The organism is Halomonas jincaotanensis (assembly GCF_018448785.1).
Taxonomy (GTDB): domain Bacteria; phylum Pseudomonadota; class Gammaproteobacteria; order Pseudomonadales; family Halomonadaceae; genus Halomonas; species Halomonas jincaotanensis.
Window position 1 is genome coordinate 115,560 of sequence record NZ_JAHCLU010000001.1, and the last position, 24,132, is coordinate 139,691.

Consider the following 24,132-nt stretch of genomic DNA (forward strand, 5'->3'; position numbering starts at 1 on the left):
CCAACGCCCCCTAGCCAGCCATAAAACGACAACGCCCGCGGTGTAAGCCGCGGGCGTTGTCCGTTCAGAAGGCCAGGATATTATCCTTGATGGCCGTCTCCGGCCTTGGTTTCCTGCTCGCGACGGCGAATCTCGCGCGGGTCATTGTGCGCGCGACGGCGCCGACGTGACGCCTTGACCGCCGCTCCCTTGGCGACCTCGCCTTCGGGCTGGTCATCGGCCATAGACGAAGATTCGGCGCTTTCTGCTTGAGCCGGTGCCTCGTCAGCCGACGTCTCTTCAACCGATGCCTGTTCAGCCGCTGCCTCGTCTACCGAGGTTTGAGGCGTCGTGTCCGAAGAGACATCGGCTTCCGATCGGGCGGCTTCAGCGGATGGCTCTTCAGCGGGCAGCGCTTCAGCGGTCGGCTCTTCAGCAGGTGTGGACGCAGGCGACTGGGCCGACTCGACGTCCGCCTTGGCAGCCTCGGGCTCGGACACTTGCGGTGGCTCGGCCTCAGTAACTTGACCTTCAGGGGCTTGGGCTCGCGGAGTCTCGGCCTCGTGAGCCTCCTCGCTGGTCATCGCCTGTGCGCTAGCCTCGGTTTCCTGGGGCTCCTCAGCCGAGACGGGCTCGGTCCCGGTAGCCTTGGGCGTATCACTTTCCGCCGCTGGCTGTGGCTGGGCATCCGGCTGCACTGACGGTGCATCCACTTTCGTATCAGCTTCTGCGGCCCCAGTCTCTTCAGCGTTCGCCTTGGGAACTGACGCTTCAACCTTCTCCTCCTGCTTGGCGGCTGCCCTGGCAGTCTCGGGCTCGGCCAGATTGGCGCCCGTTTGCTGGGTCTCGCCATCCTGGTCAGACTTGGCAGCTGTCCTTGAGCGTCCGGTTTTCCCCTCAGTCTTCGCCTTGGGTTCGGCTTGCGGGGCAGATTCGCCCTGCGGCGGCAAAGACTCCTCACCGAGGCTTGGCTCTTCCGCTCTTGCCTCTTTTGCCGCCTCGGCCTGGAGACGTTGCTGTTCTGCCTCGGCCTTTGGGTTGATAGCGGCCTGACGGCTGCGCTCACGCGGGTTGTTGCGGCTTCGCTTGGGCTTGCCGTCGTCGACGGGTTCCGCGGCTACCGGCTTTTCGTTGCGTTTGTCATCGGGCTTGTCGTTCGGCTTCTGACGACGCGGTGTTTCTTCACGTGACTTGGCCGTTTCCTGCTGGCGTGGTTGACGGTCATCGTCCTGGCGCTTGCGGTTGCGGCCACCACGATTACCACGATTATCGTTACGCGCTTCAGTGCTGTCGGGCTTGACCGGCGATGTATCGCTCTCCTGACTAGCGGCAGGGCGTCGCTCGTCATTGCGTGGGCGGCGCTGGCGTCCACCGCGGCTTCCTCGATTTCCACGATCCTCATCGCTGGATTTCGACTGTCGCTGTTCCGGGCTGCCACGACGCTCACCGCTACGGTTCGCGGGTGTCGTCTTGGTGCTGTCGGTAGGCGTTGGTTCGTTGCCCAACAACTTGGCAAGTCCCTTGACTAGCCTGCCCAATACACCTTCCTGAGCGATCGGTGTCGGTAGCGCGGCGGGGCTGCGAGCCTCGGGTGCTCTTTCGGAGGGCTTTTCCTTTTCCTCGGAGATTTTTTCCTGCTGCTGCAGGGAGGCAGGCGCCGGTTCATGGTGTATCACGGTCTTGACGGCGGCTTCGGCACGTTGCACCGGCTTGCCGAACGCGGCTTCTGGCTCCTTGCCGACCTCTGTGTCGGTGGGCAGCTCGTAGCTGGACAGCGGAGCGGTGCCTTCCTCGTCCATATGATCGTCGCGCAGTCGTTGTACGTCGTAGTGCGGCGTATCCATGTCGGGGTTGGGCAGCACCATCACGCGCACTTCCTGGCGACGTTCGATCTCGGCCAGTACCTTGCGCTTCTCGTTAAGCAGGTAGGTGGCAACCGGCACCGGCAGAATGGCGCGGATCTGGGCGCTACGCTCCTTCATCGCCTCTTCTTCGATCAGGCGCATGATCGAGAGCGAAATGGAGCGTACATCACGAATCGTGCCCTGGCCGACACAACGCGGACAGACCACACCACTGGTTTCGCCGAGCGAGGGACGCAGGCGCTGACGCGACATTTCCATCAGGCCGAAGCGTGAGATCCTGCCGATCTGCACGCGGGCCCGGTCCAGCTTGAGGGCGTCGCGCATGCGGTTCTCGACTTCACGCTGGTTGCGCGCCGGGCTCATGTCGATGTAATCGATCACCACCAGGCCGCCGATGTCGCGCAGGCGGAGTTGTCGGGCGATCTCGTCAGACGCTTCCAGGTTGGTCTGCAGTGCGGTCTCTTCGATGTCGCTGCCGCGAGTGGCGCGGGCCGAGTTGATATCGATGGAGACCAGCGCTTCGGTGTGGTCGATGACAATGGAGCCGCCAGAGGGCAGCTTGACCTCACGCTCATAGGCTGTCTCGATCTGGGACTCGATCTGAAAGCGCGAGAAGAGCGGGACTTCATCGACGTAGAGCTTGATCTTCTGCTGGTAGGAGGGCATGACTTGGCGGATAAAAGCCAGCGCTTCTTGGTGAACCTGCTCGCTGTCGATCAATACTTCGCCGATGTCCTGGCGCAAGTAGTCGCGCATGGCGCGAATGATCACGTTGGATTCACGATATATAAGGAAGGGGGCGGGCTGCTTGCCGGCTTCGGCGGTAATAGACTCCCAAACCTGGGTGAGGTAGTCGAGATCCCATTGCAGTTCCTCGGGAGAGCGACCGATGCCGGCGGTGCGTACGATCAGCCCCATCTTGTCGGGCACCGTCAGCTGGTTCATGGCGTCCTTGAGCTGACTGCGCTCCTCACCTTCAATCCGCCGGGAAATTCCGCCGGCCTTGGGGTTGTTGGGCATCAGGACCAGGAAGCGGCCAGCCAGGGAGATGAAGGTGGTGAGCGCCGCTCCCTTGTTGCCGCGTTCTTCCTTGTCCACCTGTATGATGACTTCCTGGCCCTCCTTCAGCACTTCCTTGATGCTGGGGCGTCCGGAGACATCCTTGACGAAATATTCGCTGGAGATTTCCTTGAGCGGCAGAAAGCCGTGGCGATCAGCGCCGAAATCGACGAAGGCGGCTTCCAGGGAAGGCTCCACGCGGGTGATCTTGCCGCGGTATATGTTGGCTTTTTTCTGTTCTCGTGCACCGGATTCAATATCCAGGTCGTAGAGGCGCTGTCCGTCGACCAGGGCGACCCGCAGCTCTTCAGGCTGGGTCGCATTGATAAGCATACGTTTCATGTCGTCTCGCAATTCTTTGCGCGCCGGAAGGCGGCGACAAGGCGTCGACGTGGGCGAACCTCTGGGTGCTGCGTGCTTGTGCTCGGCCCTTGCCTCTAAGGCTTGATGGCGCCTGGTCGCATCGTCACAGCGCCATGTTTAGGTGGGTGTCACGATCGACCTTGTTGAGTACGGGGCGGAGTCAGGACATGTTTCGGTGGGAGGTCGCCCATCCGGCCCTGCGGTCACCGCCAACACCTGGCATACATCGATTCGCCAACGCCGGCCTCCGGCACGATGTTGAACGTGTCCCGTGGCCTATCGCCACTCCGTGACTGGGGGAGCGGCGGGGATCCGGGCGTGGCGTTGTATCGGTTTCGCTATGTTGTTTCGCTTCTGGGCGGCGGGACGGATAAGCGTCGTCGCGGCCTGATCTTTTGTCACTCCGGCCTGCGTGTCTGTCGTGCGGGCGCATGAATGGACTTTTTTGGTCCATTGGAGTGAGCGAGCAATATACCAGTAATGGAGTTGACCAGCAATTGACACAGCATGCCACCCGGTGCGGTAGAATGCGCTTTTACGCCGGTTTGACAGCGGAGACTCGGCATGGCCGAAGGGCGCGACGTACAGTGGATAGAAGTGGCCGAAGGTCAGGTGGGTCAGCGAGTCGACAATTTCCTGTTGTCTCGGCTCAAGGGTGCGCCAAGAGCACTCGTTTACCGCATCGTGCGTAAGGGCGAAGTTCGGGTAAACAAGAAGCGAGTCAAGGCGGATACTCGCTTGGCGTTGGGGGACCTGGTGCGCATACCACCGCTGCGGTTGACGCCTCTCGAGGCGGTACGCGAGGTGAGCGACAGCCTGCACAATCTGCTGGCGGGCAGCGTGCTGCTCGAGGGGCCGGATTGGCTCGTCATCAACAAGCCGTCGGGGCTCGCCGTCCACGGTGGAAGCGGCGTGAAGATCGGCCTGATTGAGGCCCTGCGCCAGGTGCGCGAGGATCTGGATTTTCTCGAGCTGGTGCACCGACTCGACCGCGACACCTCGGGGTGCCTGTTACTGGCGAAGTCGCGTCCGGCCCTGCTTGCCCTGAACGAAGCGCTCAAGCAGCATCGCATGGACAAGCGCTACCTGGCGCTGGTGGCGGGGCGCTGGCCGGCCCGGCGCGACTTCGTCAGTGCCCGTCTCGAACGCTTCGAGGCCGGAAACGGCGAGCGGCGGGTGCGGGTCGATGCCGCCGGCAAGATGGCGCGGACGCGCTTTACCGTGCGCGAAACCTTCGACCGTCTCACCCTGATCGAGGCCGAGCCGGTGACCGGGCGCACCCACCAGATTCGCGTCCACGCCCAGTATGCCGGCCATCCATTACTCGGTGACGACAAGTACGGCAACCGCGAAGGTGCTCGGCTGGCGGCGGGCCTGGGCCTGTCGCGTCTCTTCCTGCACGCCGAAGCGCTGACCTTCCCCGAACCCACCAGTGGTCGGCCGGTGCAGATCAAGGCACCGCTTCCCGACGATCTCGCGACGGCGCTCGTGCGTGCCCGTCGGCCGTCCTGACTGGAGCCACCATGCGCTATCGACTGATGATCTTCGATTGGGACGGCACCCTCATGGATTCGGCAAGTCGCATCGTTTCCAGCATGCAGGCCGCCGCCCTTGAAGCCGAATGGGGACCGCTTTCCGACGAGGCGGTTCGTGACATCATCGGGTTGGGGTTGCCTGAAGCGATTGCCACGTTATGTCCCGGCATCGACCCGGTCCGCGCAGAGCGATTGCGTGATCGCTACGCCTTTCACTTCGTCGAAGGCGACACCACCTCGATGCAATTCTTTCCCGGGGTGGAAGAGGGGCTCGCCAGCCTGCATGCCATCACCAATCAGCGTTTGGCGGTCGCCACTGGCAAGAGTCGCCGCGGCCTCGATCGGATCTTCCAGGAAAGCGGCAGCGGCCGCTGGTTCCATGCCAGCCGCACGGCCGACGAAACCCTGTCGAAACCGCATCCGCGCATGCTCGAGGAACTGCTTGCCGAACTCGAGGTGCCTGTCAACGAGGCAGTGATGATCGGCGATACCGAGTACGACCTGGAAATGGCAAGAGCGCTTGGAATGGATCGCGTCGCGGTGACCTACGGCGTTCATGCACCATCACGGCTTGCGGCCAGCCGTCCCGTCTTCACCGCCGAAAGCTCTGCTGATCTATTCGGCTGGCTGCATGATATTAAGTGATATTCACGGGGCATAGACCATGAGTGATGATGACAACCGCCAGGACCCTTGGATAGATGGGCCCGAGTTGAGCGCCGATCAGCAGCGGGCGGCAAGTAGAAAGCAAGCGGCGCCTCGCGGCTCAGCGGGAGGCGGGTCGGCGGGAGGTGGTTCAGAAGGAGAGGATGCCGAGGTACTGCGCGAACGCCAGCGGCTGGAACAGCTGCACATGATGGGGCGTTGGGTCGATGGCGTGCTGGTCGAGCAGCGTCGCACACGGCGCTGGAAGCTGTTCTTCCGATTTGTCTTCCTCGCGCTGTTCCTGGCCTCCCTGGCCGCGGTCTTCTATAGCCTGTTTGGCCTGTCGAGAGCCGCCGCGCCGACGGGTCCACACCTTGGCGTCGTCGAGGTGAAAGGAGTGATCGACGGCGATTCTCCCGCCAATGCCGAGCGCGTCATCGAGGGGCTCAATCGCGCCTGGGAAGCCGAAGGCAGTCAGGCAGTCGTGCTGCATATCGATAGTCCCGGTGGCAGCCCGGTGCAGTCTCAGCGTATCTATACAGAGGTGATGCGTCTGCGTGAGCAGGGCGACAAGCCCATCATCGCCGTGATCGAGGATATCGGGGCCAGCGGTGCCTATTACATTGCCGCGGCGGCGGACGAGGTCATCGCCGCACCATCGAGTCTGGTGGGTTCGATCGGGGTCATCTTCTCAAGCTTCGGCTTCGAGGAGGCGATCGAGCGTTTGGGTGTGGAGCGCCGCCTTTATGCAGCCGGAGACAACAAGGGCTTTCTGGACCCCTTCTCGTCGGTGGCGCCGGAGCAGCAGGCGTTCTGGGAAGCGGTCCTGGAAACGACGCATCGCCAGTTCATCGACGACGTGCGCAAAGGGCGAGGCGATCGCCTCGCCGACAACGACAGTCTGTTCTCGGGGCTTGTCTGGAGTGGGGAGCAGGCACTCGATCTCGGGTTGATTGATTCGCTGGGTTCTCTTCATGGCCTGTCTCGCCAGCGCCTGGGCGATGTTGAGCTGCGCGATTACACGCCGAGCCTGGATCCGTTCGAGCGGATTTCACGCCAGTTCGGTCGAGTCGCCGCCGAGTGGCTGGGGGCGACGTCGTCGACCCATTCGCCAATTCGCTATCAGCTTCCCTGAAGGCTAGGCGTTAGGGCATCAAGTGGGTTGGAAGGCCCTCGTTTGGCGTCAGCCTACCTGGCGTAGTGGATCGAAGCCTGCCTCGCGCAGCATGGCGCACAGCCGGATCAAGGGAAGTCCGACCAAGGTGTTGGGGTCATCTCCTTCGAGCCTTTCGAAAAGGGTGATGCCGAGTCCCTCCATGCGGAAGCTGCCGGCGCTGTCCAGGGGCTTTTCGATCGCCACGTACCGGGCGATCTCGGCCTCGTCGAGCTGCCGGAAGAAAACGTCATACACGTCGTGGCAGACCCTTTCAAGGCGTCGTGTGGTATCGACGAGCGCCAGACCAGTCATGAAGCGGACGCGCCGACCGGAAAAGCGAGCCAGATTGTGACGAGCGGTTGCTTCGTCGTGGGGCTTGCCGAGAATATCGCCGTCGAACAAGGCTACCTGGTCCGAGCCGATGATCAGGTGATCGGGATAGTCGTTGGCCAGGCGATTGGCCTTGGCGAGGGCCAGCCGTTCAACGAGCACCTCCGGCGTTTCACCGGGCCGTGGCGTCTCGTCGATGTCGGGGCTCGACCATACGTAGGGGAGTGCCAGGCGGTCGAGCAGCTGGCGGCGCCAGCGTGAACCAGAGGCGAGAACAAGGCGCGTCATGCAGGGTCTCCTAATGGTTTTCAGGTCGGCTTTATGTCGCAGGAAGGCGATGCAGAAGAGGCCAGTTTAACGCCTTGAGGGTGGGGAGGGTGACAAGCTTTGACAGCTGACGGGGGAGTGCCTATCATTGCGCGCCTATGCTGACCTCAAGACTTCCTGACAAGATCGAGCCTTACAAGCTCGCCACCCGTGCCGAACGCCTCGAAGGGCTCATGTCCCTCGACAACTTGGTGCGCCTGGCCGATGCCGTCGGCCCTCAGAGTGGTGACTGCCGGGTGTGGCTCGACTTCGGCGTTGACGCCCAGGGCCAGCGAGAGATTCGCGGTCGCCTGGAGGCCGACCTCGAGCTGCCGTGTCGGCGCTGTCAAATGCCGATGGCGCAGAAGGTGGAAAGCGAATTTCTACTCGGCATGGTCACCAGCGATGCCCTCGCCGCCGAGCTGCCGAATACACATGAGCCGGTGCTGGTGGAAAACGAACAGCTTAACCTTCTGGAGGTAGTCGAGGATGAACTGATCCTCAGCCTGCCTCAGGTGGTTTACCACGACGAGGCCGATTGCCGAGTCTCGCGGGATCAGCTGAGCAGCGGAGTGGAAGCAGAGCAGTCCGCTGCGCCCGCAGCGAGTCCATTCGAGGTTCTCAAACGTCTCAAGGGCAAAACCTGACTCATCATCGTTTCATTCTGGAGTGATCCACATGGCAGTTCAAAAGACCCGCAAGACTCGTTCCAAGCGCGGCATGCGTCGCAGCCACGATGCGTTGACAGCACCGACGCTGTCCCAGGACCAGGAAACGGGCGCCACGCATTTGCGTCACCACGTTTCGCCGGATGGCTTCTACCGCGGCCGCAAGGTTATTGACGCCTGAGGCGACCCGCCTTCTTCATTGACGTCCGGACTCTGACGACCTCATGTGGATTGCCGTCGACGCAATGGGCGGTGACCATGGCCCGTTCGCCACTGTCGTAGGAGCAGCTAGCGCGGTCATCGATGTGCCGGATCTCGAGATTCGTCTGTTCGGCCCGAAACGCCAGCTAGCCGATGAAATCTCCCGCCTGCCGCGGCATCTTGCCGCGGCGGGTTCTCGTATGTGCATCATCAATGCGCCGCAGGTGATTGGTCAGGATCAGCGTGCATCCGAAGCGCTGCGTCACGGGGCCGATACCAGCATGTCGAAGATGCTCTATTGTGTCGCCGCTGGCGAGGCACGAGCCGGAGTCAGTGCCGGCAATACCGGCGCACTGATGGCGATGGCACGCCGTGCTGTGGGCACGGTGCCAGGCATATCGCGTCCGGCCATCAGCACCTCGATTCCGACTCGCGATCAAGGGCGATGCTACCTGCTCGATCTTGGGGCGAACATCGAGGTGTCTGCCAACCGGCTGGTGGAGTTCGCCATGATGGGTGAGGCAATGGCTCGCCATGTGGACGGCCTGACTTCGCCGCGGGTGGCATTACTCAACCTCGGTGTCGAAGGCAGTAAAGGGCCTGCGAGTGTCCGGCAAGCCGATGAGTGGTTGCGCGATCACACTGACATCGCCTATGTAGGGTTTATGGAAGGTGACGGTATTTACAGTGGCAGGGCCGACGTGGTGGTGTGTGATGGCTTCGTCGGCAATGCAGTTCTCAAGGCAAGCGAAGGACTTGCCCGAATGTTGGTCGAACGCGTTCAGGCGACCTTCGAGGCTCACTGGGGAAGCCGCCTGGTGGGCGCTATGGCCCGGCCGGCGCTGAGACGGTTAAAGCGTGAGCTTGACCCGGTTCGCTATAACGGCGCCAGCTTGCTGGGGCTGGATGGCATCGTGATCAAGAGCCATGGCAGTGCCGACGCCACCGGCTTTCATTACGCGGTGTTACGGGCGGTGCAGGAGGTCAGCCGCGACCTGCCAACGCGGTTGGGGGCTGAACTCGGTCAGCGACGAACAGCAGCTGATGCGCTCGGCGGTGGCAGCCGAGGTGATAAACGACCCGACGTAGTTGCATCGGATTCGCCTAGCAGGCCTGATGGCGATAAAAGCCAACAAGAGAAAGGTGATTGACATGACGCAACCCCTCGCTCTCGTTTTCCCCGGCCAGGGTTCTCAGCAAGTGGGTATGTTGAGAGAGCTGGCAGAACGCTACAGCGTGGTGGGTACTACCTTCGATGAGGCCTCAGACGCGTTAGGTTATGACCTCTGGCAGCTCGTGCAGGAAGGGCCGGCTGACGCGCTGAACGCCACGGCCTGCACCCAGCCGGCGCTGCTCGCAGCCAGTGTGGCCGTATGGCGAGTCTGGCAGGAGCTCGAAGGGCCCCGTCCGGACGTTATGGCTGGACACAGTCTGGGCGAATACAGTGCTATGGTCTGTGCGGGCGCGCTGCCCTTTGCCCAGGGCGTGCAGCTGGTAAGGCTGCGTGGGGAGGCGATGCAGGAGGCGGTGCCGGTCGGCGAGGGTGCCATGGCCGCAATCCTGGGCCTTGACGATGAACAGGTGGAACAGGCCTGCGACAGTGCGGCTCAGGACGACGTGGTGTCGGCGGTCAACTACAATGCCCCTGGCCAGGTAGTCATCGCCGGTAGCAAGGCTGCCGTGGAGCGGGCGATCGCGGCCTGTCAGCAAATGGGAGCCAGGCGTGCCGTGGAATTGCCGGTTTCCGGTCCCTTCCATAGTGCACTAATGCGTCCGGCCGCCGAGCGGTTGGCCGAGGCGATGGACAAGATCGAGTTGCGTTCACCGCGTTATACGGTCATACAGAATGTCGATGCGCAGGCGCATGCAGATATCGAGACATTGCGTACGCGATTGATCGAGCAGCTCTACCAGCCGGTACGCTGGACCTCCTGCGTAGAGGCAATGGCCGGGCAGGGGGCTCGGGTGTTCATCGAGTGTGGCCCGGGCAAAGTGCTGACGGGCCTGAACAAGCGCATTGCGAAGGGCAGCAAGGGACTGGCCGTCAACGATCCGGACAGCCTGGAGGCGGCGCTGGAGCTGGCCCGGGACACGACGCGCTAGTCGCCGTTCATTGGGCCATGACATTCACGCATGTAAACCTCTCAGGATGAAGGTGGAATACACAATGACAAGCGAGCGTAGAGTCGCCCTGGTCACCGGCGCCAGCCGAGGTATCGGTCGGGCCATTACCCATGAGTTGGGTCGACAGGGCCATATTGTGATCGGTACGGCCACCAGCGAAAGCGGGGCTGGTCGTATCGATGCCGACCTCAAGGAAGCGGAAATTGAAGGGGCGGGACGTCTTCTGGATGTCAACGACCAATCGAGCATTGATGGGCTGATCAAGGCGGTGAGCGAGACGTTCGGAGCTCCCACGATCCTCGTCAATAACGCCGGCATCACTCGAGACAACCTGCTGATGCGCATGAAAGAGGATGAGTGGGATTCGGTGATCGACACCAATCTCAAGTCGGTCTATCGCGTCAGTAAGTCATGTCTGCGCGGGATGACCCGAGCACGCTTCGGGCGCATCATCTGCATCAGTTCGGTGGTCGCCAGCATGGGCAATCTTGGCCAGACAAACTATGCTGCGGCGAAGGCCGGCATGGAAGGGTTTACGCGGGCGCTAGCCCGTGAGGTGGCTTCACGGTCGATCACTGTCAATGCGGTGGCGCCTGGTTTCATCGCCACTGACATGACCGAGTCGCTGCCGGAAGAGCAACAGAAGATGCTGTTGGGCCAGATCCCCTTGTCACGTCTGGGCCAGCCTGAGGAAATTGCGGCTGCGGTAGGGTTTCTGGCCGGGGAGACGGCAAGTTACATTACCGGCGAGACCCTGCATGTCAATGGCGGCATGAACATGCATTGACAGCCACTGGGTTCGGCGGTTGCGCCGGCCAGATGGCGTCTATAAACTACCCCGCAGCTTTGGGCTTGCGGTTTCAAAATGGCTGGTTTTCAGAACGGCTAACGTGAACGACTGGAGTACGTACAATGAGCACCATCGAAGAGCGCGTGAAGAAGGTTGTGGCCGAGCGCCTGAACGTCAAGGAAGAAGATATCCAGAATTCCTCGTCTTTTACCGAAGACCTGGGCGCTGATTCCTTGGATACCGTCGAGCTGGTCATGGCGCTCGAAGAGGAGTTCGATACTGAAATTCCTGACGAGGAAGCCGAGAAGATCACGACCGTTCAGGAAGCCATTGACTACGTCAACGCTCACCAGTAAGACGGTGTCGCTTGATAACGCTTGTTGATGCGCCCGGGCAATGTCCCGGAAAGAGCCGCCCGTTGAGGGCGGCTTTCTCGTCTGTGGGTGAGTCTCGCAGACGGCACAGGGAGACGAGACTCGGGTATACTGCGCGCAATGGCGACTCCGGCTCGTGGGTCGTGTACCAGGATCGTGGGGAGGAAAACGGATGGCTCGTAAAAGGGTGGTGGTGACCGGACTCGGTCTGGTCACGCCGGTAGGTAATACCGTCGACCAGAGCTGGGCCAACATTGTGGCCGGTAAGAGCGGAATTGCGCCCATTGAGCATTTCGATGTCAGTGGCTTCAACACCCGCTTCGGTGGCTCGATCAAGGACTTCGACATCAGCCCTTATCTCAATCCCAAGGAGGCTCGCAAGATGGACCTCTTCATCCAGTACGGGATGGCTGCCGGGGCTCAGGCGATCGAGGATTCCGGTGTCGAGTGCACCGAGGAAAATTCCGGCCGGATCGGCGTGGCTATCGGCTCGGGTATCGGTGGGCTACCGATGATCGAGCACAATCACCATGCCCTTCTCAAGGGAGGTGCCCGGCGAATTTCGCCATTTTTCGTGCCTGGCTCGATCATCAACATGATCTCGGGCAACCTGGCGATTCAGCATGGCTTTCGTGGGCCCAATATTGCGATTACCACGGCTTGCACCACCGGTACGCACAATATCGGCTACAGCGCGCGCACTATCGCTTACGGAGATGCCGACGTGATGGTCTGCGGGGGGGCTGAAATGGCAACGACGCCGCTGGGCCTCGGTGGCTTCTCTGCAGCCCGTGCGCTGTCGACCCGCAACGATGACCCCGCTGCAGCCAGTCGTCCCTGGGATCGCGATCGTGACGGCTTCGTTCTCTCTGACGGCGCTGGTGTCATGGTACTCGAGGAGTACGAACACGCCAGGGCTCGTGGTGCGACTGTCTATGCCGAACTCACTGGCTTTGGCATGAGCGATGATGCCTATCACATGACCTCACCGCCGGAAGACGGCAGTGGTGCGGCCATCTCCATGAGCAATGCCATTCGTGATGCCGGCATCTCCCCGTCGCAGGTGGATTACATCAACGCGCATGGCACCTCGACACAGTCCGGCGACCTCGCCGAGAGTCGCGCTGTCGAGAAGGTGCTGGGCGACGCCGCGAAGTCCGTGGCAGTGAGCTCCACCAAGTCGATGATCGGTCATCTGCTGGGTGCGGCAGGTGCCGTCGAGGCAGTGTTCAGCGTGCTGGCGATCCGCGATCAGGTCGCGCCACCGACCATCAACCTTGAAGCCCCCCAGGCAGGCTGCAATCTGGATTATGTGCCTCATCATGCGCGAGAAATGAAGGTTGAAATCGCACTCTCCAATTCCTTCGGTTTCGGCGGCACGAATGGCACCCTGGTGTTTGTCAAGGTGTGAGGGAGGTGACCTCTCGCCCCGAGAGCTGGCCTTTGGACGATCGTGGGGCCGCCTATGGCGACGGCCTGTTCGAAACCGTATTGTTGAGGGATGGGGAGCCCCAACTTTGGGACGCGCATCTGGGCCGCCTTGCGAAAGGCTGTGAGGTGCTTGCCATTCCTCTGCCGGCGCGCGCCGCGCTGGAGGAGCCGCTGGCCGCGGCAGGTAAGGGTCTCCAGGTCTTGAAGCTGATGCTCACCCGCGGCAGCGGCGGCCGCGGGTACCAACTGCCGGCGAAGCCTGAGCCAAGACTTCGTTGGCGTCTGGCGCCGTTCGTGCCGATGAGTGACCACTGGGCAAGCGGAGTGCGCATACGTCACTGCGCATTGCGCTTGGGCATTCAGCCGACGCTGGCGGGTCTCAAGCACCTCAATCGTCTGGAGAACGTCCTGGCCCGGGCGGAGTGGTCGACGCCCAAGGTTGCCGAGGGCGTGTTGTGTGATGCCGAAGGGCGGCTGGTCGAGGCGACCTGCATGAACCTCTTCTGGCAACGCCACGGTCGCCTGGAAACCCCGCGGCTGGATCGCTGCGGGGTGGCGGGAACACTGCGTGAGGCCTTGCGACAACGCGTCAGCCTTCATGAGGTCGAGAGTGACCCAGCCGTGCTGGAAAACGCAGAGGCGGTATGGCTCGGCAATTCTTTGCAGGGACTCTGGCCGGTGGCTCGCCTTGATGATGCCCAGGGCCGGGAGCTCATGCGCTGGAAAATTGGTCCTCGCCATCGTCCGCTCCAGGCCGAGGCTCATGCCCTGCTGGGCCATCCCCTTTTCACATGACAGCGCTTAGAGCCGCACTGGCCCCCGCATTGGCTATTTGCAACGAGGAACCACATGCTGCGTTCACTAAAGGTACTGATTGTCTTGCTGATGATCGCCGGGGTAGCGCTGTTCGCCGGTTATCGTTATTGGGAATCGCGGCTCGAGGCGCCCATCGTGCTGAGCGAATCGACTATCTACGAAGTTCCCGGCGGGGCGGGTTTTCATAGTGTCGTGCGCGGGCTTGCCGAGCGTGGCGTTATCAGTGATGCCTGGGCCTACCGCCTGTTGGTGCGGCTGGACCCGCAGGCCGTGCCCGACTTGCGGCCTGGCGAGTATCGGTTGCAACCCGGCATGAGCGGCCGTGACGTGTTGGCGCTTCTGGATAGCCACGAGGTGGTCACCTACTCGCTGACGATTCCCGAGGGCTGGACTCTTCAGCAGATGCGCGACAGGCTCGCACAAGCCCCCAAGCTAGAGGTCCTGACCGCCGGTCTTTCCGGCGACCAATTAATGGCGCGAATGGGTCGCGAGGACACGCATCCCGAGGGCTGGTTCTTTCCCGATACCTATCGCTATCAGAAGGGAATGAGCGATCTGGATATTCTCCGCCGCGCATTGAACCGAATGGAAGACGTCCTCGAAGAGGTGTGGGCAGAGAGAGACGACGACTTGACCATCGACTCTGCGTACGAGGCGCTGATCATGGCCTCCTTGATCGAGCGTGAAACCGGGGTCCCGGAGGAGCGCCGAGATATCGCCGGCGTATTCAAGCGACGCATGGAACGCGGCATGCGCCTGCAGACCGATCCCACGGTGATCTACGGCATGGGTGAGCGCTACGAGGGCAATATCACACGGGCCGACCTGCGCGAAGCCACCGCCTATAACACCTATGTGATCGATGGCCTGCCACCGACGCCGATTGCCCTGCCGGGACGTGGGGCTCTGGAAGCGGCGGTCAACCCAGCCGAGGGGGAGAGCCTGTATTTCGTCTCCCGCGGCGACGGCACGCATCAATTTTCAGATTCGCTGCGCGAGCACAATAATGCAGTGAATCGGTACATTCGCAATCGTTGATCAGGGAGCGGCTGCCGCCATGTCGCAGCGCGGACGATTCATCACTCTGGAAGGCGGTGAAGGCGTGGGCAAGTCCACTAACCTGGCGCTGGTGGCCGACTGGATCGAGGCCCAAGGCATCGAGGTGGTGCGCACGCGTGAGCCCGGCGGAACCGCCAGGGCCGAGGCGATCCGTGGCCTGCTGCTCGACGCGGATGTCACCGAGCCGCTCGAAGACGACGCCGAGTTGTTGCTGGTGTTCGCCGCGCGCGCCCAGCACCTGGCCAGCAAGATCCGCCCGGCGCTGGCGCGCGGTGCCTGGGTGGTCTGCGATCGCTTCACTGATGCCACCTTTGCCTACCAGGGAGGCGGTCGAGGTATACCCGCGGCGCGTATCAGTGCACTGGAGGCCTTTGTTCAGCAAGGGCTGCAGCCCGACCTCACGCTGTTGCTGGACATGCCCATGCAGGCGGCCCAGCGGCGTCTGCAGGGCCGCCTGGACCGCGATGGCGAGCAGCGTGACCGATTCGAGCGTGAGCATGGCGAGTTCTTCGAGGCGGTTCGCCGGGCCTATCTGGAGCGTGCCGCCGCGGCACCTGATCGCATCGCCGTGATTGACGCATCGGACGATCTGGCCACGGTGCAGCATCGGCTGCTGGCGCATCTGCAAGCGCAGGTCGCCGCATGGCGTTGATAGCATCAAGCGACCTGACGCCCCCGCCCTGGCTGGCGGCGCGGTTCCACGCCCTGACCGACCAGGCGCGTTCCGGGCGGCTGCCCCACGCGCTGCTGCTTTCGGGCCCCCGAGGCGTGGGCAAGCAGCCGCTCGTTGATGCGTTGGTCGCCTGGATGCTGTGCGCCAATCCCGGTAAGCATGCCTGCGGCCACTGCCACGGCTGTCGGATGCTGGCGGCGGGTTACCATCCCGATCTGCTCCGGGTCGAGCCTGAGGAGGGCAAGCGGCAGATCCGTATCGACCCCATTCGTGGGGTCAATGCTTTCGTCGCCCAGACCGCCCAACAGGGCGGTTACCGGGTGATCGTCATCAAGCCGGCCGAGGCGATGAACGTGGCCGCCGCCAATGCGCTGCTCAAGAGCCTGGAAGAGCCCGGTGCACAGACGCTGTTCGTGCTCATCGCCGATGTCCCCTCGCGGATGCCGCCGACCATTCGCTCGCGTTGCCAGCAATGGGCGCTTTCGCCCCCGGCGGCCGACGAATGCACGGCCTGGCTGGCCGAGCGCCTGGGTGATGAGGCGAATGCGCGCTTCTGGTGGCGGGTCGCCGGTGGGCTGCCATTGGCGGCACTGGAGCAGGCGACACCCGAGGCACGCGCCCTGCGCCAACAACTGCATGACACCTTCGAGGCGCTGGTCCGGGGGGCCGAGCCGGTGGCCGAAGCGGCGCGACTGGATCGGCAATCCATCGATGCAATCCTGTGGTACGGTATCGCCTGGTTGGAGGATCTGATTCGTTTGGGTCTCTCCGGTGAGAGCCGAGAGCTGCGCAACCCCGACCTGCTACCGCTGTATCGTCAGGCCGTCAAGAATGGCCGCCTGAGGGACTGGTTCAGGCTGCTCGACTATGCCCGTGAGCAGCGGCGCCTGCTGGCCATGGGAGGCAATCCTAACCCCCAGCTGGTGCTCGAAGCCTGGCTGGTTCGCTGGTCGGCGTTGCTGCGCTCCTGACCCTGTCTTCGCGTCGTTACCTGAGGAGATGGCCATGGCCGCCCAGAAAGCGCTCTCACTGACTATCCAGGATGTTCCGACCCTGCTCTCGGCCTATATGCCGTCGCTCGACCGAGGCGGGATTTTCGTGCCCACCCGCGAGCGCTATGAACTCGGCCAGGAAGTGTTCCTGCTGTTGATGCTGCCCGGCGAGAGTGAGCGCGTCCCGGTGACCGGCCAGGTGGTCTGGGTCTCGCCGGAAGGCGTTGCCGGCCGCCGCGTTCCAGGTATCGGCATCCATTTCGGCACCGAGGATCAGGCGGTCCGTGGTCGCATCGAGAGCCTGCTGGCCGGTCAGTTGGACAAGGGCGCGTCTACCTACACGCTCTGACGAGCTTCGAGTCACTCACATTTTTTCCTAGGTCTATCACCGCATGTTCGTTGATTCCCACTGCCATCTCGACCGCCTCGATCCCCGCACACACGACGGTGATCTCGGCGTGGCCCTGAATGCCGCTCGTGAACGCGACGTACGCCAGTTCCTGGCCATCGCCGTGAATCTGGACGATGTGCCGGCACTGGCCGCCATCAGCCGGGCGCATAAGGACGTGGTGATCGCCGCTGGCATGCACCCCATGCAGAGTGCCGCCGAGGAGCCCGATGTCGAAACGATCAAGGAGGTCGCCGAGCGCTTCGATGTCGTGGCGATCGGCGAAACCGGCCTCGACTATCACTACGCCGTCGATACCGATTCAGCCCAGAGCGAGGGAACCGAGGTATCCGAGATGCCGTCACGCCGCCTCCAGTTCGAGCGTTTCCGCCGCCACCTGATCGCCGCCAATGAACTGGAATTGCCGGTAATCGTGCATACCCGCGAGGCGCGCGAGGATACCCTGGCACTGATTCGCGAGCATACCGATCCAAACGTGGGTGGGGTGCTGCATTGCTTCACCGAAGATCTGGACATGGCGCGGGAGGCAGTACGTCATGGCTTTTTCATCTCGCTGTCGGGGATCGTGACCTTTCGCAACGCCGAATCGGTCCGCGATCTGGCCAGGCGCATTCCGCTGGACCGCCTGCTGATCGAGACCGATAGCCCGTATCTCGCCCCGGTTCCTCACCGGGGCAAGCCCAATGAGCCGGCCTGGGTGGTGGAAGTCGCGGAGTGTATCGCCAAGGTACGCGGCATCAGCGTGGAGGAAGTGGCGATGCAGACCACAGCGAATTTCTACCGGTTGTTCCGTGCCGCGGCGCCCCAGGCCCCCGATAACGTTCGCGAGGCGCTGGCCCAGGCGGGACTGGTCTAAGCTTTCCAAGAGATTCCCTGCGAGGCCTTGCCATGACCCTCGATCCCTTATTGGCCCAGATCGACCCAGAGGGTGATATCCCGCCTCTCGATGCCTGGCACCCCGAGCATGAGAGTGAGATGGACTTGGTGATTGCCGCCGATGGCCGCTGGATCCATGAGGGCGTCGCCATTGTCCGAACGCGATTGGTGCGTCTGCTCTCGACCATCCTGAGGCGCGAGGCCGACGGCGGCTATTACCTGGTGACGCCTGCCGAAAAGCAGCGCATCCAGGTCGAGGATCGCCCCTTCCTGATTGTCGAAGCAGAGCCCGACGCGCGGGGGCTGTGGTGGCTGACCACCAATGTCGGCGACCGTCTGGTGCTCGATGAACACCACCGTTTGACGTTGAGCGAGACGCCGGCCGGCGAGTGCGTGCCCGAGGTGGCAGTGCGTTTCGGGCTAGCGGCCCGGCTGGGTCGCAACGTCTATTATCGCTTGGTTGATCAGGCCGAGAACCGAGAGCTGACAAATGGTGGCCAGGAGCTGGGCCTGGAGAGCGGCGGCGTCTGGCATCCCCTTGGTCGGCTCGACCCATCTGAGCCGGGCTCGGAACCGCCATGCGCCTGACCGACGAACAGCGGGCCGTGGTAGCGCATGGCGCTGGTCATGCCCGTGTCGCGGCAGTGGCCGGTGCCGGCAAGACCGCCACCATGGTGGCGCGGGTGCAACAGCTGCTCGAACAAGGCGTGCCGGCCAAGCGCATTCTGGTGTTGATGTTCAACCGCTCCGCGCGGGAGGACTTCCAGTCGCGTCTGGCCGCCATGGCGCCAACCGGTCAGGCGCTTCCCGATGTCCGCACCTTCCATTCGCTGGGCCATCGCCTGACCGGCAGCCTGACCCGCTGGGGAGCGCTTGCGTCGCGGCAGCTGCTGACCGCGGATTGGCAGCTGGAGCGCTTGTTGCGCCAGGCAACCCTCGCCGCGCTCGCCGACACGCCAGAGGCACGTGAAGCGGCCCTCGATACCGAGCGTCTCGAGGCTCTGGCGCACTTCTGTGCACTCGTGAAAGCCGAAATGGTCACCCCTACCGACCTTCATACCCGCCTCGACTTTGGTGAGAATACCGATTATTTTCCCGATGCTTTCGATCACGCCGAGCAGCTGTTGGCCGAGCAAGGTCTGATGAGTTATGCGGATCTGCTCTATCGGCCCCTTCGGGCCCTCGAAGCCGACCCTGAGCTGTGCCGAAGGGTCCAGGGCTTTCTCGACCATGTGATCATCGATGAGTATCAGGACATCAATGTGGCCCAGCAGCGGCTGCTGGCGCTGCTCGCGGGGCGTGAGGCGGCGGTGATGGCGGTGGGTGATGCCAACCAGTGCATCTACGAATGGCGGGGGGCACACCCCGACACCATGCTCGAACGTTTCACCGCCACCTTTGGCGCGGCAACCGATTATCCGCTGTCGACCACTTTTCGCCACGGCCATGCCCTGGCGCTGGCCGCCAATCATGCCATCGCTGCGAATCGCCGGCGCCCCGACCAGCTCTGCCTGGCGGGCGCGCAGACCCCGGATACCGGGCTGTCGGTCGGGCAGGGGGCCAGCGCCGTGCTCGACACACTCGATGATTGGCACCGGCAAGGACATCGGCTGGACGAGGCCTGCCTGCTGGTGCGCAGCTGGGCGCTCACGGTGCCCCTGCAGTTGTCGCTGCTCAGGGCGGGCGTGCCGTTCCGGCTCGCCCGCGAAGATCGTTTCGTCTTCCGTCTGCCCCTGGTGCAGGCGCTGGCCGGTTACATGACGCTGGCCAGGGCCCCGTCCCTGTTGCAGGACCCGGAGCATCTCCACCTGCTACTCGCCCAACCGACACCTTTCGTGGCTCGTGAGCGGCTCGCCGCGCTGGCGGCTCGACTTGCCGATGCACAGCGCTGGCCGGAGCGCCATGATCCGCTCATCGACGGACTCAAGCCTTACCAACGGCGGACTCTCAAGCGTCGCTGGGCGCTGCTCTGCGAGCTGCCGAAACTGAGCAACTGGCCGCCGGCGAAGCTGCTTCAGCATGTGGTGGAAGCTGTCGAGGCCGAAAAGGTGCTCAAGCGGGCTGCTGCTCGGCGCGAAAAGGGCGAGGAGGACGTGCGTCTGCTCGACGTATTGATCGAACAGGCTAGCGAGCTTGGCAATGATACCGAAGCGTTTATCGAGCTTTTGCGCCGCCCGGTGGAGAGTCGCGACGATGGCGTGCTGATCTCCACGGTGCATGGCGCCAAGGGGCTGGAATGGCCGCTGGTAATTCTTGCCGGCAGCAACGAAGAAGACTTCCCGCATTACAGCCGCGACAACCCGCTCTCGCCGCAACGACTGGAGGAAGAGCGTCGACTGTTCTATGTCGCCATCACCCGGGCCCGCGAGCAGCTGTGTATCGTGCATGATGGCGGCGATCACCGCCCCAGTCGCTTCATCGGCGAGACGGCGTGGCGAGAATGCCAGAAAATCAGCGAGCGTATCGGTGCGGCAGGGCAGAGCGACTATGCTTCCCCCTTGGCGGTGTCCTTCCCCGGTCTGGTCGAGCGTTACCTCACCTCGCTGGGGCATGCATTGCCGATCACCGCCGCTACGATCGCCACTGACGGCGTGGCCGAACCCGAACCGTCAGTCAATGATTACGGCGTCGGCCAGCGAATACGACATGCTGTTTTTGGCGAGGGAGAGATCGCCGTGATCGAGGGCGACCCGGCCAATCCGGTGATCGAAGTACGGTTTCTCCAGGCGGGCCGACGCCGCTTGATCGCCCGGCGCGCACCCATCGAACTTCTGGAAGGAGCCCTGGAATGACACGGGCACTGATTAGCGCCAGCGAGCTGGCCGACGCCCTCATGGGCGAACATCCGCCGCAGATACTCGATTGCCGGGCCAGGCTGGGTGACCCGGAAGCCGGACGACGGCTCTGGCGGAACGCCCACTTGCCGGGCAGTTTGCACATGGACCTCGACCGCGACCTGGCGGGGCCGCCGGGAGAGGGCGGTCGGCATCCGCTGCCGCAACCCGAGGCATTCACGGCCGTTGTGCAACGCCTCGGCATCACCCCGGCGACGCCAGTGGTGGTCTACGATGACATGGGCGGCCAGCTCGCGGCGGCGCGGGCCTGGTGGATGCTCCGCTGCTGGGCCGGCCATCCCGAGGTGCGCGTCCTTGACGGCGGCTTCCCGGCCTGGGCAGTGGAGGGCGGCGAGACCCTGTCGCAGCATGCGCGGCTCCTCCTGCCCGAGCCCTCCCGCTGGCGGCCCGACTATCGCCAGGATGGCCTGGCCGATGCCGAACGTGTGGGCGCGGGACGCGATCTCAAGCTCGATGCCAGAAGCCGCGAGCGCTATCGTGGCGACGCCGAACCCATCGACCCCGTCACCGGTCATATTCCCGGTGCCATCTGCCGCCCGAGCGCCACGAACCTTGATGCCCAAGGGCATTTTAAGGACCCCGAGGTGCTCGCGACCGAGCTACCCGAGGCCGAATCGCTCATCGCCTATTGCGGATCGGGTGTCACCGCCTGCCATAATATCCTGGCCTACGCTGTCGCCGGCCGCCCCTTGCCGACACTCTACCCGGGCTCCTGGAGCGAGTGGATTCGAGACCCCGGGCGACCGATCGCTACGGGTGAGAACTGAGCTGCCGCCAAAGGGCAGCTACATATTGGGATAATTCGGTCCCCCACCGCCCTCCGGGGCTACCCAGGTGATATTCTGAGCCGGGTCCTTGATGTCGCAGGTCTTGCAGTGCACACAGTTCTGAAAGTTGATCTGGAACCTGGGGTTTCCGGCATCGTCTTCGACGACCTCATAGACGCCTGCCGGGCAGTAGCGCTGCGCGGGCTCATCGTATAACGGCAGGTTTTCGCGGATCGGCAGATCGGGATCGTCGAGCCTGAGGTGGCACGGCTGGTCTTCCTCGTGGTTGGTGTTCGACAGGAATACCGAAGAGGGCTTGTCGAAGGAGAGCTTGTCGTCCGGTCGGGGATAGTCGATCTTCTCGCACTCGCTGGCGGGCTTGAGCGTGGCATGGTCCGGCGTGGTGTCATGAACCTTGGGCAGCTTGCCGCCGAGTAGCTGGTCGAGAAAGTTGTAGGCGCCGCCGCCCAGGGTGCCGTACTTGTGGATCGCCGGGCCGAAGCTGGCGGTTTCCTTGAGCTCGGCATAGGCCCAGCTCGTCTCCCACTTGCCGGTGAAGGCGGTCAGTTCCTGACCGCCTTCATCACCGTCGGCAATGGCCTCGAAGACCGTTTCGGCCGCCACCAGGCCCGACTTCATGGCGGTGTGCAGGCCCTTGATCTTGGCGAAATTGAGCGTGCCGGCGTCGCAGCCGATCAGCAGACCGCCGGGAAAGGTCATCTTCGGCAGGCAATTGAGCCCGCCCTTGGTGATGGCGCGGGCTCCGTAGGCGACCCGCTTGCCGCCTTCGAGCGACTGCTTGAGCACCGGATGATGCTTCATGCGCTGGAACTCGTCGAAGGGCGACAGCCAGGGGTTCTGGTAGGAGAGGTCCATGATCAGGCCGACCACCACTTGCTGATTTTCGACATGGTAAAGAAACCAGCCGCCGTGGGTGTGCTTGTCCAGCGGCCAGCCGGAGCCGTGCAGGACCAATCCTGGCTCATGCTGGGCCTCGGGGACATCCCATAGCTCCTTGAGACCGATGCCGTAGTGCTGCGGATCCTTGCCCTCGTCCAGCTTGAAGCGCTCGATCAGCCGCTTGCCCAGGTGGCCGCGTGAGCCTTCGGCGAACAGGGTGTACTTGGCGCGCAGCTCCATGCCCGGCATATGGCCGCTCTTTGGCGTGCCATCCGCGGCGACGCCCATGTCGCCAATCAGGATGCCGCGCACCGTGCCGTCCTCGTCATGCAGGGCTTCCTGGGCGGCGAAGCCGGGAAAGATTTCCACGCCCAGCCCCTCGGCCTGCTCGGCCAGCCAGCGGCAAAGGTTGCCAGCACTGATCACATAGCGGGTGAGATCGTCACCCGTATTGTGCATGGTCTTTGGCACCAGGGCGTTGGGCAGCTTCTGGGCCTTTTCGGCGTCCTTGAGCAAGTAAAGTTCGTCGCGGGTGGCTGGTGTGGTGAGGGGCGCGCCACGCTCGGCCCAATCGGGAAAAAGCTCCTGCAGGGCGCGTGGCTCGAAGACCGCCCCTGAAAGAATATGCGCGCCGACTTCGGAGCCCTTCTCCACGAGGCATACCGTCAATTCCTGACCGGCATCATTGGCCTGTTGCATCAACCGGCACGCCGCCGAGAGACCGGCGGGGCCGGCACCCACGATCACGACATCGAAATCCATGGATTCGCGTTCAACATCTTCCACTTGCATTGCTCCTTGCTGGCCTCGGCGCTCGGTTCGGCGGTTTCATGGCCGTCTTCCCGACAACGCCATTAGCTTTTAGACGGTCGCTTGCTTCTAGCCAAGGCTTATCATAGGCATAATAGTCATTTGGCCACTGCTTTGCGATTCTGACGCCCGTTCACCGATAAGCGGCCATGCCGGGTTTGTCGGCCCTAGGCAGGCTGTGGCACATTGAAAGGGCTTCTTGTTGCGGCGCATATCACACGCTTGCATGAATATCGAACGGCCTACCGACCGGTGCCGGGTGGGGCAGGTCGCTCCCCGTCAAAGCGAGGGAGGGTAGGCGTGGTTTATCCCATCATCGGGCTCCCGTAACGAACCAAGCGAGGACACTATGAAGGTACTCGTCGCGGTCAAACGCGTCGTCGACTACAACGTCAAGATTCGGGTCAAGCCCGATCACTCTGACGTCGACCTCACCAACGTCAAGATGGCCATGAACCCCTTCTGCGAGATCGCCGTGGAAGAAGCGGTGCGCCTCAAGGAAAAGGGCGTGGCGACCGAGATCGTCGCCGTGACCATCGGGCCCAAGGCCGCTCAGGAGCAGCTGCGCACCGCGCTGGCACTGGGCGCCGACCGGGCGATCCACATCCAGACCGACGAGAAGGCCGAGTCGCTGGCGGTGGCCAAGCTGCTGGCCAAGGTGGTCGAACAGGAACAGCCCGGGCTCACGATCCTCGGCAAGCAAGCCATCGATACCGACAACAACCAGACCGGCCAGATGCTCGCCGCGCTCACCGGTTTGCCTCAGGGCACCTTCGCCTCCGAGGTGGTTATCGAAAATGACAAGATGCATGTCACCCGTGAGATCGACGGCGGCCTGCAGACCATCGAGCTCACGCTCCCCGCCATCGTCACCACCGACCTGCGCTTGAACGAGCCTCGCTACGCCAAGCTCCCCGATATCATGAAGGCCAAGAAGAAGCCGATGGACGTCACAACCCCTGCGGAGCTCGGCGTCGAGATGGCCTCGAAGGTCACGCTGCTTAAGGTCGAATCCCCGGCCGAGCGCAAGGGCGGCATCAAGGTCGGCTCGGTGGACGAGCTCATCGATAAACTCAAGAACGAAGCCAAAGTTCTTTGAAAGCAGTTCTTTGAAAACAGTACTTTGACAACCGTTCTTTGAATACAGAG

At 62.9% G+C, this 24,132-nt stretch carries 23 protein-coding genes; 20 read left to right on the forward strand and 3 right to left on the reverse strand.

Annotated elements, in window-relative coordinates; genetic code table 11:
* Positions 1-80: 80 nt before the first annotated feature.
* Positions 81-3,245, reverse strand: coding sequence for a ribonuclease E (rne, locus tag KG088_RS00575; protein WP_213823543.1), 3,165 nt, complete (start codon positions 3,243-3,245; stop codon positions 81-83).
* Between the two features lie 585 nt (positions 3,246-3,830).
* Between rne and KG088_RS00580 the strand changes: the two genes are divergently transcribed.
* From KG088_RS00580 to sppA, 3 genes are read left to right on the forward strand one after another with little or no spacing between them, the layout of a single operon-like run.
* Positions 3,831-4,778, forward strand: a complete 948-nt coding sequence (locus KG088_RS00580; RefSeq protein WP_213823544.1) for an RluA family pseudouridine synthase — start codon at positions 3,831-3,833, stop codon at positions 4,776-4,778.
* 11 nt (positions 4,779-4,789) lie between these two features.
* Positions 4,790-5,446, forward strand: coding sequence for an HAD family hydrolase (locus KG088_RS00585; protein ID WP_213823545.1), 657 nt, complete (start codon positions 4,790-4,792; stop codon positions 5,444-5,446).
* A gap of 19 nt (positions 5,447-5,465) precedes the next feature.
* On the forward strand, positions 5,466-6,581 hold the full coding sequence (gene sppA / locus KG088_RS00590; protein WP_213823546.1) for a signal peptide peptidase SppA: 1,116 nt from the start codon (positions 5,466-5,468) through the stop codon (positions 6,579-6,581).
* Between the two features lie 48 nt (positions 6,582-6,629).
* Here sppA and KG088_RS00595 read toward each other — a convergent pair whose 3' ends face one another.
* Positions 6,630-7,220 (reverse strand): Maf family protein, encoded by a 591-nt coding sequence (locus KG088_RS00595; protein WP_213823547.1) that lies wholly within the window; start codon positions 7,218-7,220, stop codon positions 6,630-6,632.
* A 137-nt stretch (positions 7,221-7,357) separates the two neighbouring features.
* On the opposite strand from KG088_RS00595, the gene KG088_RS00600 reads away from it, so the two are divergent.
* The 16 genes from KG088_RS00600 (at position 7,358) to KG088_RS00675 (ending at position 21,273) form a co-directional block, all read left to right on the forward strand.
* Positions 7,358-7,885: a YceD family protein gene (locus KG088_RS00600; protein WP_213823548.1), complete on the forward strand. Its 528-nt coding sequence runs from the start codon at positions 7,358-7,360 to the stop codon at positions 7,883-7,885.
* A gap of 31 nt (positions 7,886-7,916) precedes the next feature.
* Positions 7,917-8,087, forward strand: coding sequence for a 50S ribosomal protein L32 (rpmF, locus tag KG088_RS00605; RefSeq protein ID WP_213823549.1), 171 nt, complete (start codon positions 7,917-7,919; stop codon positions 8,085-8,087).
* Positions 8,088-8,130: 43 nt separating this feature from the next.
* Positions 8,131-9,258, forward strand: coding sequence for a phosphate acyltransferase PlsX (plsX, locus tag KG088_RS00610; RefSeq protein WP_213823550.1), 1,128 nt, complete (start codon positions 8,131-8,133; stop codon positions 9,256-9,258).
* Position 9,259: 1 nt separating this feature from the next.
* Complete coding sequence (fabD, locus tag KG088_RS00615; RefSeq protein WP_213823551.1) at positions 9,260-10,210, forward strand: ACP S-malonyltransferase; 951 nt, start codon at positions 9,260-9,262, stop codon at positions 10,208-10,210.
* A 64-nt stretch (positions 10,211-10,274) separates the two neighbouring features.
* Positions 10,275-11,018: a 3-oxoacyl-ACP reductase FabG gene (gene fabG, locus KG088_RS00620; RefSeq protein ID WP_213823552.1), complete on the forward strand. Its 744-nt coding sequence runs from the start codon at positions 10,275-10,277 to the stop codon at positions 11,016-11,018.
* Positions 11,019-11,143: 125 nt separating this feature from the next.
* Entirely contained in the window at positions 11,144-11,377 is a 234-nt protein-coding gene (gene acpP / locus KG088_RS00625) for an acyl carrier protein (protein WP_008956801.1), read from the forward strand.
* 190 nt (positions 11,378-11,567) lie between these two features.
* Positions 11,568-12,806: a beta-ketoacyl-ACP synthase II gene (gene fabF, locus KG088_RS00630; RefSeq protein ID WP_213823553.1), complete on the forward strand. Its 1,239-nt coding sequence runs from the start codon at positions 11,568-11,570 to the stop codon at positions 12,804-12,806.
* 5 nt (positions 12,807-12,811) lie between these two features.
* A complete protein-coding gene (gene pabC, locus KG088_RS00635) occupies positions 12,812-13,621 on the forward strand; it encodes an aminodeoxychorismate lyase (RefSeq protein WP_213823554.1) in 810 nt (269 codons plus the stop codon).
* A 54-nt stretch (positions 13,622-13,675) separates the two neighbouring features.
* Positions 13,676-14,680: an endolytic transglycosylase MltG gene (gene mltG / locus KG088_RS00640; RefSeq protein ID WP_213823555.1), complete on the forward strand. Its 1,005-nt coding sequence runs from the start codon at positions 13,676-13,678 to the stop codon at positions 14,678-14,680.
* Positions 14,681-14,699: 19 nt separating this feature from the next.
* Complete coding sequence (gene tmk / locus KG088_RS00645; protein WP_213823556.1) at positions 14,700-15,353, forward strand: dTMP kinase; 654 nt, start codon at positions 14,700-14,702, stop codon at positions 15,351-15,353.
* Complete coding sequence (locus KG088_RS00650) at positions 15,344-16,345, forward strand: DNA polymerase III subunit delta' (RefSeq protein ID WP_213823557.1); 1,002 nt, start codon at positions 15,344-15,346, stop codon at positions 16,343-16,345. The genes tmk and KG088_RS00650 overlap by 10 nt, the downstream gene beginning before the upstream one ends.
* 34 nt (positions 16,346-16,379) lie before the next feature.
* Positions 16,380-16,715 (forward strand): PilZ domain-containing protein, encoded by a 336-nt coding sequence (locus KG088_RS00655; protein WP_213823558.1) that lies wholly within the window; start codon positions 16,380-16,382, stop codon positions 16,713-16,715.
* A 43-nt stretch (positions 16,716-16,758) separates the two neighbouring features.
* Positions 16,759-17,631 carry a TatD family hydrolase gene (locus tag KG088_RS00660; protein ID WP_213823559.1) on the forward strand — a complete coding sequence of 291 codons (873 nt, stop codon included), beginning with the start codon at positions 16,759-16,761 and terminating at the stop codon, positions 17,629-17,631.
* A 32-nt stretch (positions 17,632-17,663) separates the two neighbouring features.
* Positions 17,664-18,239: a DUF1285 domain-containing protein gene (locus KG088_RS00665; protein WP_213823560.1), complete on the forward strand. Its 576-nt coding sequence runs from the start codon at positions 17,664-17,666 to the stop codon at positions 18,237-18,239.
* A complete protein-coding gene (locus tag KG088_RS00670) occupies positions 18,230-20,443 on the forward strand; it encodes an ATP-dependent helicase (protein ID WP_213823561.1) in 2,214 nt (737 codons plus the stop codon). The genes KG088_RS00665 and KG088_RS00670 overlap by 10 nt, the downstream gene beginning before the upstream one ends.
* Entirely contained in the window at positions 20,440-21,273 is an 834-nt protein-coding gene (locus tag KG088_RS00675) for a sulfurtransferase (RefSeq protein WP_213823562.1), read from the forward strand. The genes KG088_RS00670 and KG088_RS00675 overlap by 4 nt, the downstream gene beginning before the upstream one ends.
* 18 nt (positions 21,274-21,291) lie before the next feature.
* Here the strand turns inward: KG088_RS00675 and KG088_RS00680 are convergent, their stop codons facing one another.
* Positions 21,292-22,959 carry an electron transfer flavoprotein-ubiquinone oxidoreductase gene (locus tag KG088_RS00680; protein ID WP_213823563.1) on the reverse strand — a complete coding sequence of 556 codons (1,668 nt, stop codon included), beginning with the start codon at positions 22,957-22,959 and terminating at the stop codon, positions 21,292-21,294.
* 373 nt (positions 22,960-23,332) lie between these two features.
* Between KG088_RS00680 and KG088_RS00685 the strand changes: the two genes are divergently transcribed.
* Complete coding sequence (locus KG088_RS00685; RefSeq protein WP_213823564.1) at positions 23,333-24,082, forward strand: electron transfer flavoprotein subunit beta/FixA family protein; 750 nt, start codon at positions 23,333-23,335, stop codon at positions 24,080-24,082.
* Positions 24,083-24,132: the final 50 nt, after the last annotated feature.

Excerpts from the sequence above, each read along its gene's own strand:
- KG088_RS00670 (WP_213823561.1), top strand. The coding sequence starts at position 18,230 with ATGCGCCTGACCGACGAACAGCGGGCCGTGGTAGCGCATGGCGCTGGT.
- KG088_RS00600 (WP_213823548.1), top strand. The coding sequence starts at position 7,358 with ATGCTGACCTCAAGACTTCCTGACAAGATCGAGCCTTACAAGCTCGCC.
- rpmF (WP_213823549.1), top strand. The coding sequence starts at position 7,917 with ATGGCAGTTCAAAAGACCCGCAAGACTCGTTCCAAGCGCGGCATGCGT.
- KG088_RS00665 (WP_213823560.1), top strand. The coding sequence starts at position 17,664 with ATGACCCTCGATCCCTTATTGGCCCAGATCGACCCAGAGGGTGATATC.
- KG088_RS00650 (WP_213823557.1), top strand. The coding sequence starts at position 15,344 with ATGGCGTTGATAGCATCAAGCGACCTGACGCCCCCGCCCTGGCTGGCG.
- KG088_RS00675 (WP_213823562.1), top strand. The coding sequence starts at position 20,440 with ATGACACGGGCACTGATTAGCGCCAGCGAGCTGGCCGACGCCCTCATG.
- fabG (WP_213823552.1), top strand. The coding sequence starts at position 10,275 with ATGACAAGCGAGCGTAGAGTCGCCCTGGTCACCGGCGCCAGCCGAGGT.
- KG088_RS00660 (WP_213823559.1), top strand. The coding sequence starts at position 16,759 with ATGTTCGTTGATTCCCACTGCCATCTCGACCGCCTCGATCCCCGCACA.
- fabF (WP_213823553.1), top strand. The coding sequence starts at position 11,568 with ATGGCTCGTAAAAGGGTGGTGGTGACCGGACTCGGTCTGGTCACGCCG.
- KG088_RS00655 (WP_213823558.1), top strand. The coding sequence starts at position 16,380 with ATGGCCGCCCAGAAAGCGCTCTCACTGACTATCCAGGATGTTCCGACC.
- tmk (WP_213823556.1), top strand. The coding sequence starts at position 14,700 with ATGTCGCAGCGCGGACGATTCATCACTCTGGAAGGCGGTGAAGGCGTG.
- fabD (WP_213823551.1), top strand. The coding sequence starts at position 9,260 with ATGACGCAACCCCTCGCTCTCGTTTTCCCCGGCCAGGGTTCTCAGCAA.
- KG088_RS00685 (WP_213823564.1), top strand. The coding sequence starts at position 23,333 with ATGAAGGTACTCGTCGCGGTCAAACGCGTCGTCGACTACAACGTCAAG.
- KG088_RS00580 (WP_213823544.1), top strand. The coding sequence starts at position 3,831 with ATGGCCGAAGGGCGCGACGTACAGTGGATAGAAGTGGCCGAAGGTCAG.
- sppA (WP_213823546.1), top strand. The coding sequence starts at position 5,466 with ATGAGTGATGATGACAACCGCCAGGACCCTTGGATAGATGGGCCCGAG.
- mltG (WP_213823555.1), top strand. The coding sequence starts at position 13,676 with ATGCTGCGTTCACTAAAGGTACTGATTGTCTTGCTGATGATCGCCGGG.
- KG088_RS00595 (WP_213823547.1), bottom strand. The coding sequence starts at position 7,220 with ATGACGCGCCTTGTTCTCGCCTCTGGTTCACGCTGGCGCCGCCAGCTG.
- acpP (WP_008956801.1), top strand. The coding sequence starts at position 11,144 with ATGAGCACCATCGAAGAGCGCGTGAAGAAGGTTGTGGCCGAGCGCCTG.
- KG088_RS00585 (WP_213823545.1), top strand. The coding sequence starts at position 4,790 with ATGCGCTATCGACTGATGATCTTCGATTGGGACGGCACCCTCATGGAT.
- plsX (WP_213823550.1), top strand. The coding sequence starts at position 8,131 with ATGTGGATTGCCGTCGACGCAATGGGCGGTGACCATGGCCCGTTCGCC.
- rne (WP_213823543.1), bottom strand. The coding sequence starts at position 3,245 with ATGAAACGTATGCTTATCAATGCGACCCAGCCTGAAGAGCTGCGGGTC.